We start from the raw sequence: 14,622 nt of genomic DNA on the forward strand, positions 1-14,622 counted from the left end.
AGGAGGCCGCCGCATGCTCAGGCGTCTCGGCGCGCTCGTCCTGACTGCGCTGTTCGTGTCCGCGTGCTCCATGCACGAGGAGGCCGTGCTCTACCGTGCCGACTACCCCCAGTACGAAAGCGCCGACGCGCTCTTCGACCGGGCGAACCTGGTGGTCGAGGCACGCATCGTCGGGGAGCCGCGCTACCTGCAGGAGGTGGCCGCACCCGACCCGACCACGACGGATCCGCGGCTCAACCCGGAGGCCGGCGCCCCCGCCAAGCTGACGGGCGACGAGCCCGAGCCGCCGGCGACCGTCATCACCGTCTACACCGCCCAGGTGCTGCAGGTCCACAAGGGCGAGGCCAAGGTGGGGCAGTCCATCGAGGTCAAGGAGCTCGGCGGCGTCTTCGACGGGGTGACGTACAAGGAGGAGAGCACGACCGCGCTGCAGCGTGACAGCGGCTACGTGTTGTTCCTGGAGACCTACCCCGACTCCCCCGCCGCGCTGCTCAACCCGGTCCAGGGGAAGTATCCGCTCGACGGAGCGAAGAACCCGTCGCCGCTGCCGGAGAACACCATCAAGCTGACCCGCAGTGACCTGGAGAAGCTCTCCTGATCCACCGCTGCCGACGGGCTCGTCCTGAAGGACGGGCCCGTTTCGTGTTGTCAGGGGACTTGCGCCGCCGCCGGTATTCAGCGTTACTATGTACCAGTACCCAGTACCTAACACTGCTAAGTAGCTGAAGGGCGTCCATGAGCAGGCAGGCGACGGAAATGCTGAAGGGCACGCTCGAGGGCATCGTGCTCGCGATCCTGTCCAGCCGTTCCGCGTACGGCTACGAGATCACCGCGTGGCTGCGCGAGCAGGGATTCTCCGACATCGCCGAGGGCACCGTCTACGCGCTGCTGGTCAGGATCGAGCAGCGCGGCCTCGTGGACGTGGAGAAGGTGCCGTCGGAGAAGGGCCCGCCACGCAAGGTCTACTCCCTCAACGCGCGGGGACGCGACCACCTGGACGAGTTCTGGAGGACCTGGAGCTTCCTCGCCGAACGTCTCGAACAGCTCCGCGAAGGAGGCCACCCATCATGACCGCCGAAGACGAGCCCAGGAAGGGCCTGCGACGCTACGTCGAAATCGTCACCGGCCCGCTCGAGCACAAGAAGCGCTACCGCGACTACAAGGCGCGCGTCGAACGGCTGCCCGCCAGCCACGGCACGGCCGTCGAGGCGCTGCAGCGCTACATGATCTACTTCGGCCCCGGCACCGGCGAGAGCCTGCTGGCGATGCTGGAGGACCTCGCCGACCTCTTCGAGCAGAGCGCGGCCAGCGGGACGTCGGTGCGCGAGATCGTCGGAGACGACCCCGTCGAGTTCGCCGAGACGTTCCTGCGCAACTACCCCGAGGGCCAGTGGCTGGGCCGCGAGCGCACGCGGCTGACCACCTCCATCGACCGCGTCGCGGACGACAGGCCCGACGCAGAAGGGACCTGACATGACAGCCCACCCGACGCCGGCGGCGCCGCCGTCACCGGATTCGACGTCGTCACCCAGGCCGCCGACGTGCGCGCCTCGATCAGCCTCACCGGCCAGTTCGCCGCCGTGGACGAGATTCTCACCGGGCGGGAGAACCTCGTGATGGTCGCCAGGCTCCGCCACCTCGACGGGCCCGAGGCCATCGCCGACGACCTGCTCGACCGGTTCTCGCTCACCGAGGCAGGCGGCCGCCGGGTGGGCACCTGCTCCGGCGGCATGCGCCGGCGGCTCGACATCGCGATGAGCCTCATCGGCGCGCCGGTCATCTTCCTTGACGAGCCCACCACCGGGCTCGACCCGCAGGCCCGCATCGAGGTGTGGCGAGCGGTCAAGGAGCTGGCCGGCCGGGGCACGACGGTGCTGCTCACCACGCAGTATCTGGACGAGGCCGAGCAACTCGCCGACCGCATCCCATCCTGCACGAGGGCCGGATCCTCGTGAACGACACCCTCGACGGGCTCAGGCGGCTGCTCCCGCCCGCCGAGGTCGAGTACGTCGAGAAGCAGCCGACGCGCGAAGACGTCTTCCTCACCCTCGTCGGCGCCGACTCCAAGGACGCGAGATGACCCGCCGCTTCCTCTCCGACACCACCGTCATGCTGGGCCGCTCGCTGCGGCACATCTCCCGCAGCCCCGACACCGTCATCACCACGACGATCATGCCGATCGGGATGATGCTGCTGTTCGTGTACGTCTTCGGCGGCGCGATCGACACCGGCCAGGTCGCCTACGTCGGCTACCTCCTGCCCGGCATCCTGCTCATCACGGTCGCCTCCGGCATCGCCTACACCGCGTTCCGGCTCTTCCTCGACATGCAGAGCGGCATCTTCGAGCGCTTCCAGTCGATGCCGCTGGCCCGTTCGTCGGTGTTGTGGGCACACGTGCTGACCTCGCTGGTCGCGAACCTCATCTCGCTCGCGCTGACCTGGCTCGCGGTCATCCCCGGGCTCACCGCCAAGAGCGCCGACGGGGCCGGCGCGTTCTCCTACCCGCTCATCTTCCTGCCGTTCATCAGCTCGGCCTTCGTGCCCACCGCCACGATGCCGGGCCCGCTGCGCGCCTTCGCCGAGCACCAGCCGGTGACGGCCATCGTCAACGCCATCCGCGGCCTGTTCGCCGGGCACCCGGCCGCCGCCGACGTCTGGACCGCCGTCGCCTGGTGCGCCGGCCTGCTCGTCGTCGTCTACGTCCTCGCCATGGCCACCTACCGCCGCAAGATCACCTGACCCGGCGGCCCCCGATGGAACATGATCGTTACACCGGGGGTCGCCGACCGTGCCTACTCTTGGCTCAGCGTCACCACGAGCTCGGTCACTTTCCCTTGCCTCAAGGAGTCAGGCCATGAGACCAGGTGGTACGGCATTACATGTGTTGGCAGGCGTGGCCTTGGCACTCGCCCTCACCGCGTGCGGCGGCGGCTCGGGCGACGAGGGCGGCCCGCCGCAGAAGAAGACCAGCCTGCTGGTCGGGCAATATCCGGGCGCCGACTCCGCGCCGCTGTTCATCGCCATGGAGCGCGGCTTCTTCAAGGAAGAGGGCCTCGACGTCAGGCAGGAGCCCATCCAGGCGCCGCAGGCGGTGCTCCCGAAGCTGTCCAACGGCCAGATGGACGTCGTCCTCGGCAGCTACGCCACCATCCTGACCATCCAGGAGCAGGGCACCGAGAAGTTCGTCTACATCGCCGACTCCTATCAAGGCGCGCCAGGCGCGTTCGGCGTCATGGTGGCCAAGGACTCCCCCATCAAGCAGGTCGCCGACCTCAAGGGCAAGAAGATCGGGGTCAACGTGATCGGCGGGCTCGGCACACTCACCATGAGCCCGCATCTGAAGCAGGCCGGCCTCACCCCTGACGACGTCCAGTACGTGGTGATCCCGACGACGGAGTGGCTGTCCGCGCTCGACAAGGGCAGCGTGGACGCGGTCTGGATGACCGACCCGTACCTCAGCCAGGCAGAACGGCAGCTCGGCGCGACCACGCTGCTCGACACCATGTCGGGCCCGACCGCCAACCTGCCGATCACCGGCTGGGCCGCCACCGGGAAGTGGGCCAAGGACAACCCCGAGACGCTGGCCGCCTTCCAGCGCGCCATGGCCAAGGCCCAGCAGATCGCGGCCACGGACAAGAGCGCGGTGACGGCGATCCTGCCGACGTACACGAAGATCCCGGCCGAGACGGCCGCGACGATCAACCTGGGCGCCTACCCGACCACGCTGGACGCGCGCAACATCCAGCGGGTGGCCGACCTGATGCTGGAGGCGGGGCTGCTCAAGCAGAAGATGGACGTCAGCTCCATGATCTACTCGGCGCCCAAGGGATGACGGCGGCGCCTGCCGCGGGCCGCCGTGCCCGCGCCAGGTACGCCCGCAACGTGGCGGGCGTGGCGGCCTTCCTGCTCGCCTGGCAGGCGCTCGGCATGTCCGGCCTGGTGAGCTGGCTGCCGCCGGCCGCGGGCACGCTGGGCAGGACGGCCGAGCTGGCCGCCGACCCCGAGTTCCTCGCCGGGCTCGGCGGCACGCTCACCGCGGCGGCGCTCGGGCTGCCGCTCGCGGTGCTGATCGCCGTCCCCGCCGGGCTGCTGCTGGGGACGGTGCCGGCGCTGGAGGAGATGACGCGGGTGTTCGTGGAGTTCCTGCGGCCCATCCCGTCGGTGGCGCTGATCCCGCTCGCGCTGTTCTTCATCCAGCCGGAGCTGAACGCCGAGATCGCGCTGGTGGCGTTCGCCGCGGCCTGGCCGATCCTCATCAACACCCTCTACGGCGTGCGCGACGCCGACCCGCTGGCCAAGGACACGCTGCGGTCGTTCGGGTTCGGCCGCGGCGCGGTGGTGGTGTGGGTGCTGCTGCCCAGCGCGGCGCCGTTCGTGGCCACCGGGGTCCGTCTGGCCGCCTCGGTCGCGCTCATCCTGGCCATCAGCGTGGAGTACGTCGTGGGCGGCTCGACCGGCATCGGCGGCTTCCTCATCCAGGCGAGCACCGGCATCGGCATGGACGCGCTGACCGACGTCATCGCGGTGCTGATCTGGTCGGGCGCGATCGGGCTCGCCGCCAACGCGCTGCTGGCCAGGGCCGAGCGGCGGCTGTTCAGGTGGCGGCAGACATGATCGTCACCCTGGTCAGGCGGCTCTGGCTGGTGCCCGTCGTGCTGGCCGGCTGGCAGGCGCTGGCGGCCTGGCTGGCCACCCCGTACCTGCCCGGTCCCGTGCTGGTGGTGTCGCGGGCGTACGAGATGTGGTTCTCGGGTCCCTACGTGCTCACCGACGAGGCGGTCGGCCACTTCCTGCCCAGCCTGGTCAGGGTGGTCGGGTCGTGGGCCATCGCGGTGGCGGCCGGGGTCGGGCTGGGGGTGGCGATCGGCAGGATCGCCTGGCTGGCCGACTGCCTGGAGCCGCTCATCGCGTTCGGGCGGGCGGTGCCGCCGCCGGTGATGCTGCCCGTCTTCCTGGTGTTGTTCCCGATCGGTCCGCAGGTGCAGGTCGCCACCATCGTCTTCGGCATCGTCTGGCCGATCCTGCTCAACGCCATCGACGGCGCCCGCCACGTGGACCCGCTCAAGATCGACACGGCGATCGTCTTCGGCCTGCCCGCCCACCTGCGGCTGTGGCGGGTCATCCTGCCGGCGGCGGCGCCGCAGATCTTCGCGGGGCTGCGGCTGAGCGTCTCGCTGGCGCTCATCCTCATGGTCATCTCCGAGCTGAAGGCCAGCACGGAAGGCATCGGCTACCTGCTCAACCTGGCCTCGGGCAACGCCGACATGCCCGCCATCTGGGCGGCCGTGCTGCTGCTCGGCGTGCTCGGCTTCGCGTTCAACTCCCTGTTCCTGACGGTGGAGCGCAAGGTGCTGGCCTGGCACCACGACGCCCGCCGTCCCGCCTGAGGAGGGCTCCCCCCACCATGACCGACCTGCTGCTGAAGAACGTCAGGATCGTCACGCCGGACCGAGACGACCCGGTCGAAGCCGACATCGCGCTGGCGGGCGGCCGCATCGAGCGGGTCGGGCTCGGGCTGTCCGGCGCCGCCGAGGTGATCGACGGGGGCGGCCGGCTCGCCTTCCCCGGCGTCGTGGACGCCCACCAGCACTGGGGCATCTACAACCCGCTGCCGGCCGACGCCGCGTCGGAGAGCAGGGCGAGCGCGCAGGGCGGGGTGACGACCGCGCTGACGTACATGCGGACCGGGCAGTACTACCTCAACAGGGGCGGCCCGTACGCGGATTTCTTCCCCGAGGTGCTGGCCCAGGCCGAGGGCAGGGCGTACGTCGACTACGGCTTCCACCTCGCGCCCATGTCGGCCGCGCACATCGCCGAGCTGCCCGAGCTGGTCGAGCGGTTCGGGGTGCCGTCGTTCAAGATCTTCATGTTCTACGGCGGGCACGGGCTGCACGGCCGCTCCGACGACCAGCGCTCCTTTCTCATGCTTCCCGAGGGCGAGCGTTACGACCACGCCCACTTCGAGTTCGTGATGCGCGGCGTCGAGGCGCTCCGGCGCGCGCGGCCCGACCTGGCCGGGGAGATCTCGCTGTCGCTGCACTGCGAGACGGCCGAGATCATGACCGCCTACACCCGGCTGGTGGAGGAGGCGGGCGAGCTGCGCGGGCTGGCCGCCTACAGCGCCTCCCGGCCGCCGCACTCCGAGGGGCTCGCGGTGTTCGTGGCCGCGTACCTGGCGCACGAGACCGGCCTGGCCACCGTGAACCTGCTGCACCTGTCGTCCGCCAAGGCCATGGACGCCGCCGTACGGATGGCCGCCACGTTCCCCGAGATCGACTTCCGCCGCGAGGTGACGATCGGGCACCTGCTGGCCGACGTCTCCACCGCCGCCGGGATCGGCGGCAAGGTGAACCCGCCGATCAGGCCGCGCACGGACGTCGAGGCGCTGTGGGGGCACGTGCTCGGCGGCACCGTGGACTGGGTGGTCAGCGACCACGCCTGCTGCAGGGACGAGGCCAAGTTCGGCGAACCGCGCGACGACGTGTTCCTGGCCAAGGCCGGGTTCGGCGGCGCCGAGTACCTGCTGCCCGGCCTGATCAGCGAGGGCCGCCGCCGTGGCCTGCCCTACGGCAGGATCGCCGCGCTCACCTCGTGGAACCCCGCCAGGCGGTTCGGGCTGCGCGGCAAGGGCACGATCGCGCCCGGCTACGACGCGGACCTGTGCCTGGTGGATCCCGAGCACGCCTGGACGGTGCGGGCGCAGGAGTCGGAGTCGGCGCAGGAGTACACGCCGTTCGAGGGCTTCCCCATGACGGCCAAGGTCACCGACACCTTCGTCCGGGGGCACCGGGTGCTGGAGTCGGGCAAGATCGTCGGCCCGCCGGTGGGCCGCTACCTGCGGCGGCCGGGCCGCTGAGTCCGTCAGGCGATGAGCAGGCGCAGGCCGAGGTCGGCCGCGTCGAGGCCGAGGAGATCGCGGTTGCGCTCGGCCCAGCGGCCCGAGCCGAGGTCGGCGCGCAGGTCGTGCACGGCCCGCCGCTCGGCGTCCGGCCCGACCTTGGTCCAGACGGACATGCCGCGGCGCACCCGCTCGTCCAGGTACGCCTCGGGCCGCCGCCAGAACGCCTCGAAGAAGCCGTCGGCGCAGTCCCACGGGATGAGCACCGGCTCCACCCTGGCCCCGATGGCCTCGGCCAGCTCGGGCAGCGAGGGGCGGCCGGTCAGCAGATCGGCCACCTCGGGCAGGTAGTCGCGGGTGAGCCAGAACCGGTCGAGCCACCCGGCGCGGCTGGTGTCGTGGGTGAACACCACCACGCGCCGCGCCACCCTGCGCAGCTCGCGCAGCCCGGCGATGGGGTCGGGCCAGTGGTGCAGGGACGACACCGACATCGCGGCGTCGAAGGAGCCGTCGTCGAAGGGCAGGTGCTCGGCGGTGCCGATGAGGCAGGGGGCCGCGCCGGGGGCGCGCTGGGAGCGCATGAGCGCCGACGGTTCGACCGCGAGGACGTGGCGGCCGGCCGGTTCGTAGGAGCCGGTGCCCGCGCCGACGTTCAGCACGGTCCTGGCGTCGCCGAGCGCCGCCTCGATCTGGGCCGCGATGTGCGGCTCCGTGCGCCGGGTGACGATGTAGCCGGCTCCGATGGTGTCGTACAGCTGCGCTTGGGACATGTCCCCATCCCAGCATCCCGGGCGGCGTACGGGAAGGAGGCGGGAAGGACGAAGCGCGGGAAGGAGGAAGCGCGGGCGCCGCTGCGGAGCGCCCGCGCTTTTTTCCGGAGCGACGGCCACGGCCAGGGCGAGTCCGGCACCGCCTGGCCGGTCGACGGCAGGTCGCCGGGGAAGAGGCCGGCGCGGCCGGCCGTGGAGGGGGTGGGGGCGGCCAGCCGCGCCTTGAGGGAGAGCACAGGAGGTGGCGTCGCCCTCAGGGGATGGGGGACGCCGTCAGCGTGGGGTCGTCGAGGTGTCCTTTCCCGAGGTCCTGGATGGCGTGCGCCAGCCTAGGAACCGCCGCCACATCGGCACCACAATTCCGCTACACAGGCCGTCAGGCGGTCGCCGTCACGGCCTCGACGTGCAGCAGCGCCGACTGCTCAGGGAACAGGGGCGGCGCGGCGACGCCCGCGGCGGCCAGGGCGGAGCCGGGCAGCTCCAGCTCGCCGGACACCCACACGGGCGCGGCACCCCTGGAGGCGACCGGCGTGAGCGGGCGGACGCGGTAGACGGTCTCCGGGTCGAGCCCGGGCAGCCGGACGGGGCCGGGCGGCCAGGTGGCGGGGCGGCCGAGCACGGCGATCTCGTAGACGGCCTCCGAGGCGTCGGGCGCGACGACGCCGTGGGCGCGCACGCTCTCGGGCGTGTCGTCAACGCGGACCATCGTGCCGGTGTGCAGCAGCTCGCGGTGGCGCTTGTGCAGGGCGACCCAGCCGGCCAGGTCGTCGAGCTCGGCGTCGGTCAGGGAGGTGAGGTCCCATTCGATGCCGTAGTGGCCGAAGAACGCGGTGGCGGCGCGGAAGCCCAGCTCGTGGCGGCGGCCGGTGGTGTGGGAGCGCTCGGCGCCGATGTGGCTGCCGATCAGCTCGGGCGGCAGGAGCTGGGCGGTCCAGCGCAGGATGTCCTGCCGCTCGACGGGGTCGATGCAGTCGCTGGCCCAGACTCGGTCGGTGTGCTGCAGGATGCCGAGGTCCACGCGGGCGCCGCCGGACGAGCACGCCTCGATCTCCAGCCGGGGATGAGCGGCGCGCAGCTCGTCGAGCAGCCGGTAGACGGCCTCGGTCTGGGCGTGCGCGGCGGGCCGGCCGCCGTGGGCGGCGGAGCCGGGGTCCACGAGGTCGCGGTTGTGGTCCCATTTGAGGAAGTCGAGGTCGTACTCGCCGACGATGGCGAGCAGCCGTTCCTTGACGTACGCGTACGCTGCCGGGTTCGTGAGGTCGAGCACCTGCTGGCGGCGGGCCGGCGGGGGCAGCCGGTCGCCGGCCTTCAGGATCCACTCCGGGTGCGCGCGGGCCAGCTCGGAGTCCGGGTTGACCATCTCGGGCTCGACCCACAGGCCGAACTCCATGCCGAGCTTCCTGACCCGCTCGGCCAGCGGGTGCAGCCCGTCGGGCCAGACGGCGGGGTCCACGTACCAGTCGCCGAGCCCGGCGCCGTCGTGGCGGCGGCCGAGGAACCAGCCGTCGTCCAGCACGAACCGCTCGACGCCGACCCGCGCGGCCCGGTCGGCGAGGTCGAGCAGCCGGTCGAGGTCGTGGTCGAAGTAGACGGCCTCCCACGTGTTGAGCACCACGGGGCGGGGGCGCACGGGGTGGCCGGGGCGGGCGCGCAGGTGCTCGTGGAAGCGGTGGGCGGCCTCGTCCAGGCCGCGCCCGTAGGTGGCGTACACCCACGGCGTGCGGTACGTCTCCCCCGCCGCCAGCACGACCTCGCCGGGCAGCAGCAGCTCACCGCCGCCGAGCATGGTGCGGCCGATGGCGGTGCGCTCGGCGTAGTGGCGGTGGTTGCCGCTGTGGCCGACGTGCACGCCCCACGCCTCGCCGCGCCGGAACCCGAGCCCGGCGGTGGCCGCGAACAGCACGGTCGCGGCGTCGGCGCCGGTACGGCCGCGCCGGTTCTCCCGCAGGTGGGTGCCCACGGTGAGCGGGCGGCGCTGCGGCACGCGTTCCTTGGACCACCGGCCCGCCTGGTCGAGCAGCTCGACGGCGTTGCCGTGGACGGGGAAGACGAGGTTGAGCGCGTCGAGCGTGTAGGGCAGGTCATGCCCGTTGCGCAGCTCGGCGCGGGCGCGCAGCAGCCCCGACGGGTCCAGCTCGACGGTGACGGTGAGGCCGAGCCTGGCGTACGGGTCCGTGGCGGCGGCGACGACGCGCTGCCCGTGCTGCTCGCACGTCACGTCGGTGAAGGCGGGCGACCAGCCGCCGCCCCCGTCGTGGTGGCCGGACAGACCGGGCATCCCCATCCACCCGGTACGCGCCTCCGGCACGATCGCGGTGCGGATCGGCACCTCGACGGTCTGGTCGGAGCGTGGCCGCAGCTCGGCGGCCAGGTGCTCCAGGGCGCCCGCGCCCAGCGGCCCCAGGTCGGGCCCCCAGTGCAGGATCGCCGGCAGCGCGTCGGGCGGGCATTCGAGCACCACCGACACGCCGGCGGCTCGGAGATGGTGGAGATGCATGCGGTTGCTTTCCGTTTCTGGATGGTGTGGCGCCGTCAGCCCTTGAGCCCGCCGCTGAGCAGGTCGAGCCGCCAGAAGCGCTGCAGGAAGAGCAGCAGCGCGATGAGCGGGATGACGGAGACGGCGGCGCCGACGATGGCGATGCCGTACAGGGCGGGCTCGGACGAGCCCTGGGCGAGCAGGGTGTAGAGGCCGACGGTGATCGGGAACTTCGACTCGTCGGAGAGCATGATGTACGGCAGCAGGAAGTTGTTCCACGTGCTGACGAAGTGCAGCATGAAGATCGTCACCATGCCGGGCACCATCATGGGCAGCCCGATCGTGCCGAGGATGCGATATTCACTGGCCCCGTCGATCCTGGCGGCCTCCAGGGTCGCGTCGGGCACCGACGCGATGGCGTAGACGCGGGCCAGGTAGATGCTGAACGGCGAGATGAGACTGGGCAGCAGGACCGACCAGTAGCTGCCGACCAGCCCGGTCTGCGCCATGAGCAGATACTGCGGGATGGCCAGCGTCATACCGGGCACCAGCACGCCGCCGAGGATGGCGTAGAAGAGCACGTTACGGCCGCGGAAGTCGTACTTGGCCATGCCGTAGCCGGCGAGCGCGGAGATGAGCGTCGAGGCGGCCGAGCCGACGCCGGCGTACAGGGCGCTGTTGCCCGCCCAGGTGACGAAGCGGCCGTCACCGTAGGTGAACAGGTCGCGCAGGTTGTCCAGCAGGCCCGTGCCGGGGGCGAAGGTGAAGGTCGAGAACAGCTCACCGCTGGACTTCGTGGCGGCCACGACCACCCAGGCGACCGGCACCAGGCAGTAGAAGGCGCCGACGAGCAGCACGATCGTGGGCAGGATCTTCGCACGCTGGTGCGGCAACGGCCCGCCCGCCGCCTTCGCCGTGCGCCGGTTCCCCGCCGCGCGGGTGGCGACGGCGCTCACGACATGCCTCCGAAGGCGCGCTTCTGGGTGACCTTCAGCAGCACGACGGAGACGGCGAGCGTGCCGACGGCCAGGATGACCGAGGCGGCCGAGGCGAGCGGCAGGTCGTCGCGGACGAAGGCGCTGGTGTAGATGTGCATGAGCGGCACCCAGCCTTGCGAGATCTCGGTGGTCATCGGTTTGAGCGTGGTCGGCTCGCCGTACACCTGGAGGGTGCCGATGAGCGAGAACAGGCCGGTGAGCACGAGCGCGGGCGCCACCAGCGGGATCTTCACGTGCCAGGCGATGCGCCACTCCGACGCGCCGTCGATGCGGGCGGCGTCGGACAGCTCGGCGGGGATGCCGCGCAGCGACGTGAAGATGATGATCATGTTGAAGCCGACGCCGCCCCAGATGGCGATGTTGGCCAGCGAGGGGAAGATGCCGCCCGCGCCGAGGAACGGGATCTCGCCCAGCCCGAGCCGCTCGGTCAGGTAGCTGAACGGGCTGGTCGAGGGCAGGTACATGAAGCCCCACAGCAGCGACGCGGTCACCCCGGGGATCGCGTACGGCAGGAAGATCGCCGTACGCGAGAAGCGGCGGGCCCGCGAGCCGGCGTGGTCGAGCAGCAGCGCGAACAGCAGCGCCAGCCCCAGCGTCAGCGGCACGCTGATCAGCCCGTAGAGCGCGAGCCTGCCGAAACCGGTCCAGAACTGCGGGTCGGTCAGCGTGGTGGCGTAGTTCTCGAGGCCGACGAAGACCTCCTGGCGGGTGCCGAAGATGCCGCCGCCGGTCAGCCGCAGCCCGCGCAGGCTGAGGTAGAGCGCGTAGCCGATGGGGATCGCCAGGAACGCCACGAACAGCAGCACGGCGGGCGCGACGAACACGTACGGCGCCCGCGTACTCCTCCTGGCCCGTGCCGGAGCGCTCACGGGCCGGCGACCTTGAAGCCCGTGGACTTCATGTCGTCCACCACGACCTGCTGGGTCTTCTTCAGCGCGTCCACCAGCGGCGTCTTGTCACGGACGGCGGCCGCCATGGCGTCCTGGAAAGCGCTCTCGGCGGTCTTGACGTTCGGCCCCCAGCTGATGTGCGGGATCGTGCGCTGGGCGGCCTTGGTGGCGACCTCCCAGTAGTCCTTCTGCCCGGCGACCAGCGCGGGCGGGTCGCTCTGCGCGGTCGCCTGCTGGCCCGCGATGGCCGCGGGGTACTCGCCCGCGGTGATCTGGATGTCGTACGCGGTCTTGTCGGTGTTCATCCAGGCGGCGAACGTGGCGGCGGCCTGCTGGTGCTTGGAGTTCTTGCTGACGGCGATGGCGCTGCCGCCCTGGAAGGCCACCCGGTCGTCGCCCTCGGTCCACTGCGGCAGCGGCGCGATCGCCCAGTCGCCCGCCTGCTTCTCCGCGATGCCGTACAGCACGCCGGGGGCCCACAGGGCGCTCGGCCAGCTCAGGATGTCGCCCTTGTTGAGCTGGTTGTTCCACTCGGGGGTGAGCAGCGGCTGGGCCTTGACGAGGTCCTTGTCGATGAGGTCCTGCCAGAAGGCGGCGACCTGGGTGGAGGGTCCGTCGGCGATGCCGACCGTCCAGGTGTCGCCGTCGATCTTCCACCACGATGAGCCGGCCTGCTGGGCGAGCCCGGCGAAGTTGCCGAACTCGGCGGGGGCGAAGGTGGCGAGGTAGGCGTCCTTGTCCTTCTTGCGCACCTCGGCGGCGACAGTGGCGAAGTCCTTCCAGGTCTTCGGCGGCTCGATCTTCAGCTCGTCGAAGCGCTTCTTGTTGTAGACCATGACCATCGGGCCGATGTCCTGCGGCACGCCGTAGACGGCGCCGTCGAAGCTGGTCAGCGACCACACCTCGGGCGTGAAGGCGTCCTTGATGCCGCCGGTGTGCGTGGAGATGTCGGCCAGCGCCCCGGCCACGATCATGGCGGGCAGTGTCTGGTACTCCAGGCAGGCGGCGTCGGGCGCGTTGCCGGCCCGGCTGGCCGTGAGGAGTTTGGTGGCGGTGTCCATGCCGCCGCCGGCGTCGGTGTGCCGCACCTGGATGTCCGGGTGGGCCTTGTTGAACGCCGCGACCTTCTCCTTCTTCCCGGCGCCCCAGCACCAGAACTGCAGCGTGACCGGCCCCGTCTCGGCCGCCTGTGTGGCGGTGCCGCCGCTCTCTCCGGTGCCGGACGAGCAGGCGGCCAGCATGACGGCCAGGCCGAGTGCGGCCACCGAACGGGAGACCCCTCTGATACGCATCCGCGTCTCCTTCCAGGCAAAGCGCCAACTTGGCTTTGCAGGAAAGCCAACTTAGAGAACAAGTGAGGCGCATGTCACTACTTCTGCACAAAGTCGCAGGAACACGAGTGAGCCTGACCAGGTGTTAGCTTTGTTGCGAAAAGCAATGAGAGGGAGGCTGGCGTGATGGCCGTCCGGCCCCGAAGATGGGGCGGCATGTGGGACACGTTGCCCGACGCCGCGCGCTCCATCGTCAAGGAGCTGATCATCCACGGCCCGCAGTCCAGGACCGCGCTGGCCAAGACCCTGCACCTGTCCACCGGCAGCCTGACCAGGCTCACCAAGCCGCTGGTCGACGCCGGTCTCCTCGTCGAGCGCGAGGTGGTGCACGACCCGGTGAACGGCCGCCCGACCCGTCCGCTCGACGTCGCCGCCGCCGAGCACCGCTTCCTCGGGCTCAAGCTCACCGCCGACCGCGTGCACGCGGTGGTCACCGACCTGCGGGCCGAGGTGCTCGCCGCCCGCGACGAGCCGATCGCCGACCACGACCCCGACGCCGTGTGCCGGCAGGCCAGGCGGCTGCTCGACGAGCTGTCCGGCGGCGCGGGCGCGCTCGTCGGCGCCGGCGTGACGCTCGGCGGCAACGCCCGCGCCGCCACCCACGTCGGCGGCGAGCAGCTGGTGGACGCGCCCTTCCTGGGCTGGCGGCAGGTGGAGCTGCGGCCGCTCATGGAGCGGGCGCTGGGCGTGCCGTGCGTGGTGACCAATGACGTGGCGGCGCTGGCCCACCAGCACCACTGGTTCGGCCCAGGCCGGGGGCTGCGCGACTTCGCGCTGGTGACGATCGGCGCCGGCATCGGGTACGCGCTCATCACCCACGACCACCTGATGCCGGCGGCGGAGGCGGACCTCGGCATGTTCGGTCACCTGGTGCTCGACCCCGGAGGGCCGCCCTGCCCCGAGGGGCATCGCGGGTGCGCGGCGGCGTACCTGTCGAGCCGGTCGATCGAGATGGCCGCGGCGCTGGCGCTGCGGCGGGAGGCCGGCTACGACGAGGTCATGCGGCTGGCCGCCGAGGGCGACCGTGCCTGCCGCGTGCTCGTCCGCGAGTCAGGCCGCGCACTCGGCAGGCTCATCGGCATCGTCGCGACGATCTCCCTCGTCAAGACCGTGATCCTGGCGGGCGAGGGCGTCGAGCTGGCCCGCGTCGCCAAGGACGACCTCGACGCGGCGCTCACCGAGCACCGGCGCGGGCTGCCCGGCTCGGTGGAGGTGGTGATCGAGTCGGACGACTTCCGCGAGTGGGCGCGCGGCGGCGCGGTCGTCGCCATCCAGAGCTTCATCACCGGAAGCGACTGACCGGGGGTCCCGCGCGGCCG

At 71.4% G+C, this 14,622-nt stretch carries 16 protein-coding genes; 11 read left to right on the forward strand and 5 right to left on the reverse strand.

Translation table 11 applies throughout. The features are described from left to right. Positions 1–13 precede the first annotated feature (13 nt). From AB0K18_RS37340 to AB0K18_RS37385, 10 genes are all read left to right on the forward strand, one after another. Positions 14–598 carry a hypothetical protein gene (locus AB0K18_RS37340; RefSeq protein ID WP_364924403.1) on the forward strand — a complete coding sequence of 195 codons (585 nt, stop codon included), beginning with the start codon at positions 14–16 and terminating at the stop codon, positions 596–598. A gap of 137 nt (positions 599–735) precedes the next feature. Continuing rightward, positions 736–1,071 (forward strand): PadR family transcriptional regulator, encoded by a 336-nt coding sequence (locus AB0K18_RS37345; protein WP_364924406.1) that lies wholly within the window; start codon positions 736–738, stop codon positions 1,069–1,071. Beyond that, positions 1,068–1,472 carry a DUF1048 domain-containing protein gene (locus AB0K18_RS37350; RefSeq protein ID WP_364924409.1) on the forward strand — a complete coding sequence of 135 codons (405 nt, stop codon included), beginning with the start codon at positions 1,068–1,070 and terminating at the stop codon, positions 1,470–1,472. The genes AB0K18_RS37345 and AB0K18_RS37350 overlap by 4 nt, the downstream gene beginning before the upstream one ends. A gap of 69 nt (positions 1,473–1,541) precedes the next feature. Next, complete coding sequence (locus AB0K18_RS37355) at positions 1,542–1,955, forward strand: ATP-binding cassette domain-containing protein (RefSeq protein WP_364924411.1); 414 nt, start codon at positions 1,542–1,544, stop codon at positions 1,953–1,955. Then, entirely contained in the window at positions 1,952–2,080 is a 129-nt protein-coding gene (locus AB0K18_RS37360; RefSeq protein ID WP_364924414.1) for a hypothetical protein, read from the forward strand. Before AB0K18_RS37355 ends, AB0K18_RS37360 begins: the two co-directional genes overlap by 4 nt. Next, complete coding sequence (locus AB0K18_RS37365; protein ID WP_364924417.1) at positions 2,077–2,739, forward strand: ABC transporter permease; 663 nt, start codon at positions 2,077–2,079, stop codon at positions 2,737–2,739. Before AB0K18_RS37360 ends, AB0K18_RS37365 begins: the two co-directional genes overlap by 4 nt. A 154-nt stretch (positions 2,740–2,893) precedes the next feature. Next, on the forward strand, positions 2,894–3,832 hold the full coding sequence (locus AB0K18_RS37370; RefSeq protein ID WP_364924420.1) for an ABC transporter substrate-binding protein: 939 nt from the start codon (positions 2,894–2,896) through the stop codon (positions 3,830–3,832). Next, positions 3,829–4,614, forward strand: a complete 786-nt coding sequence (locus AB0K18_RS37375) for an ABC transporter permease subunit (protein WP_364924423.1) — start codon at positions 3,829–3,831, stop codon at positions 4,612–4,614. The genes AB0K18_RS37370 and AB0K18_RS37375 overlap by 4 nt, the downstream gene beginning before the upstream one ends. Continuing rightward, positions 4,611–5,387: an ABC transporter permease gene (locus tag AB0K18_RS37380; protein ID WP_364924425.1), complete on the forward strand. Its 777-nt coding sequence runs from the start codon at positions 4,611–4,613 to the stop codon at positions 5,385–5,387. Before AB0K18_RS37375 ends, AB0K18_RS37380 begins: the two co-directional genes overlap by 4 nt. A gap of 17 nt (positions 5,388–5,404) precedes the next feature. After that, entirely contained in the window at positions 5,405–6,856 is a 1,452-nt protein-coding gene (locus AB0K18_RS37385) for a dihydroorotase family protein (RefSeq protein ID WP_364924427.1), read from the forward strand. A gap of 5 nt (positions 6,857–6,861) precedes the next feature. On the opposite strand, the gene AB0K18_RS37390 is transcribed toward AB0K18_RS37385, so the two are convergent. From AB0K18_RS37390 to AB0K18_RS37410, 5 genes are all read right to left on the reverse strand, one after another. Further along, positions 6,862–7,608 (reverse strand): class I SAM-dependent methyltransferase, encoded by a 747-nt coding sequence (locus AB0K18_RS37390; RefSeq protein WP_364924428.1) that lies wholly within the window; start codon positions 7,606–7,608, stop codon positions 6,862–6,864. A gap of 376 nt (positions 7,609–7,984) precedes the next feature. Then, positions 7,985–10,105, reverse strand: a complete 2,121-nt coding sequence (locus tag AB0K18_RS37395) for an alpha-galactosidase (RefSeq protein WP_364924431.1) — start codon at positions 10,103–10,105, stop codon at positions 7,985–7,987. Positions 10,106–10,140: 35 nt separating this feature from the next. After that, positions 10,141–11,040, reverse strand: a complete 900-nt coding sequence (locus tag AB0K18_RS37400) for a carbohydrate ABC transporter permease (protein WP_364924434.1) — start codon at positions 11,038–11,040, stop codon at positions 10,141–10,143. Further along, positions 11,037–11,951: a sugar ABC transporter permease gene (locus tag AB0K18_RS37405; RefSeq protein WP_364924437.1), complete on the reverse strand. Its 915-nt coding sequence runs from the start codon at positions 11,949–11,951 to the stop codon at positions 11,037–11,039. The genes AB0K18_RS37400 and AB0K18_RS37405 overlap by 4 nt, the downstream gene beginning before the upstream one ends. After that, positions 11,948–13,264, reverse strand: a complete 1,317-nt coding sequence (locus tag AB0K18_RS37410; protein WP_364924440.1) for a sugar ABC transporter substrate-binding protein — start codon at positions 13,262–13,264, stop codon at positions 11,948–11,950. Before AB0K18_RS37410 ends, AB0K18_RS37405 begins: the two co-directional genes overlap by 4 nt. Before the next feature lie 195 nt (positions 13,265–13,459). Between AB0K18_RS37410 and AB0K18_RS37415 the strand changes: the two genes are divergently transcribed. Continuing rightward, a complete protein-coding gene (locus tag AB0K18_RS37415; protein ID WP_364924443.1) occupies positions 13,460–14,602 on the forward strand; it encodes an ROK family transcriptional regulator in 1,143 nt (380 codons plus the stop codon). The last annotated feature ends 20 nt before the right edge of the window (positions 14,603–14,622 follow it).

It is taken from the genome of Nonomuraea sp. NPDC049421 (assembly GCF_040677005.1).
Lineage (GTDB): Bacteria > Actinomycetota > Actinomycetes > Streptosporangiales > Streptosporangiaceae > Nonomuraea > Nonomuraea salmonea.

Bases quoted from the DNA above. Each gene is read 5' to 3' on its own strand.
- AB0K18_RS37340 (WP_364924403.1), top strand. From the start codon at position 14: ATGCTCAGGCGTCTCGGCGCGCTCGTCCTGACTGCGCTGTTCGTGTCC.
- AB0K18_RS37345 (WP_364924406.1), top strand. From the start codon at position 736: ATGAGCAGGCAGGCGACGGAAATGCTGAAGGGCACGCTCGAGGGCATC.
- AB0K18_RS37350 (WP_364924409.1), top strand. From the start codon at position 1,068: ATGACCGCCGAAGACGAGCCCAGGAAGGGCCTGCGACGCTACGTCGAA.
- AB0K18_RS37365 (WP_364924417.1), top strand. From the start codon at position 2,077: ATGACCCGCCGCTTCCTCTCCGACACCACCGTCATGCTGGGCCGCTCG.
- AB0K18_RS37375 (WP_364924423.1), top strand. From the start codon at position 3,829: ATGACGGCGGCGCCTGCCGCGGGCCGCCGTGCCCGCGCCAGGTACGCC.
- AB0K18_RS37380 (WP_364924425.1), top strand. From the start codon at position 4,611: ATGATCGTCACCCTGGTCAGGCGGCTCTGGCTGGTGCCCGTCGTGCTG.
- AB0K18_RS37385 (WP_364924427.1), top strand. From the start codon at position 5,405: ATGACCGACCTGCTGCTGAAGAACGTCAGGATCGTCACGCCGGACCGA.
- AB0K18_RS37390 (WP_364924428.1), bottom strand. From the start codon at position 7,608: ATGTCCCAAGCGCAGCTGTACGACACCATCGGAGCCGGCTACATCGTC.
- AB0K18_RS37395 (WP_364924431.1), bottom strand. From the start codon at position 10,105: ATGCATCTCCACCATCTCCGAGCCGCCGGCGTGTCGGTGGTGCTCGAA.
- AB0K18_RS37410 (WP_364924440.1), bottom strand. From the start codon at position 13,264: ATGCGTATCAGAGGGGTCTCCCGTTCGGTGGCCGCACTCGGCCTGGCC.
- AB0K18_RS37415 (WP_364924443.1), top strand. From the start codon at position 13,460: ATGTGGGACACGTTGCCCGACGCCGCGCGCTCCATCGTCAAGGAGCTG.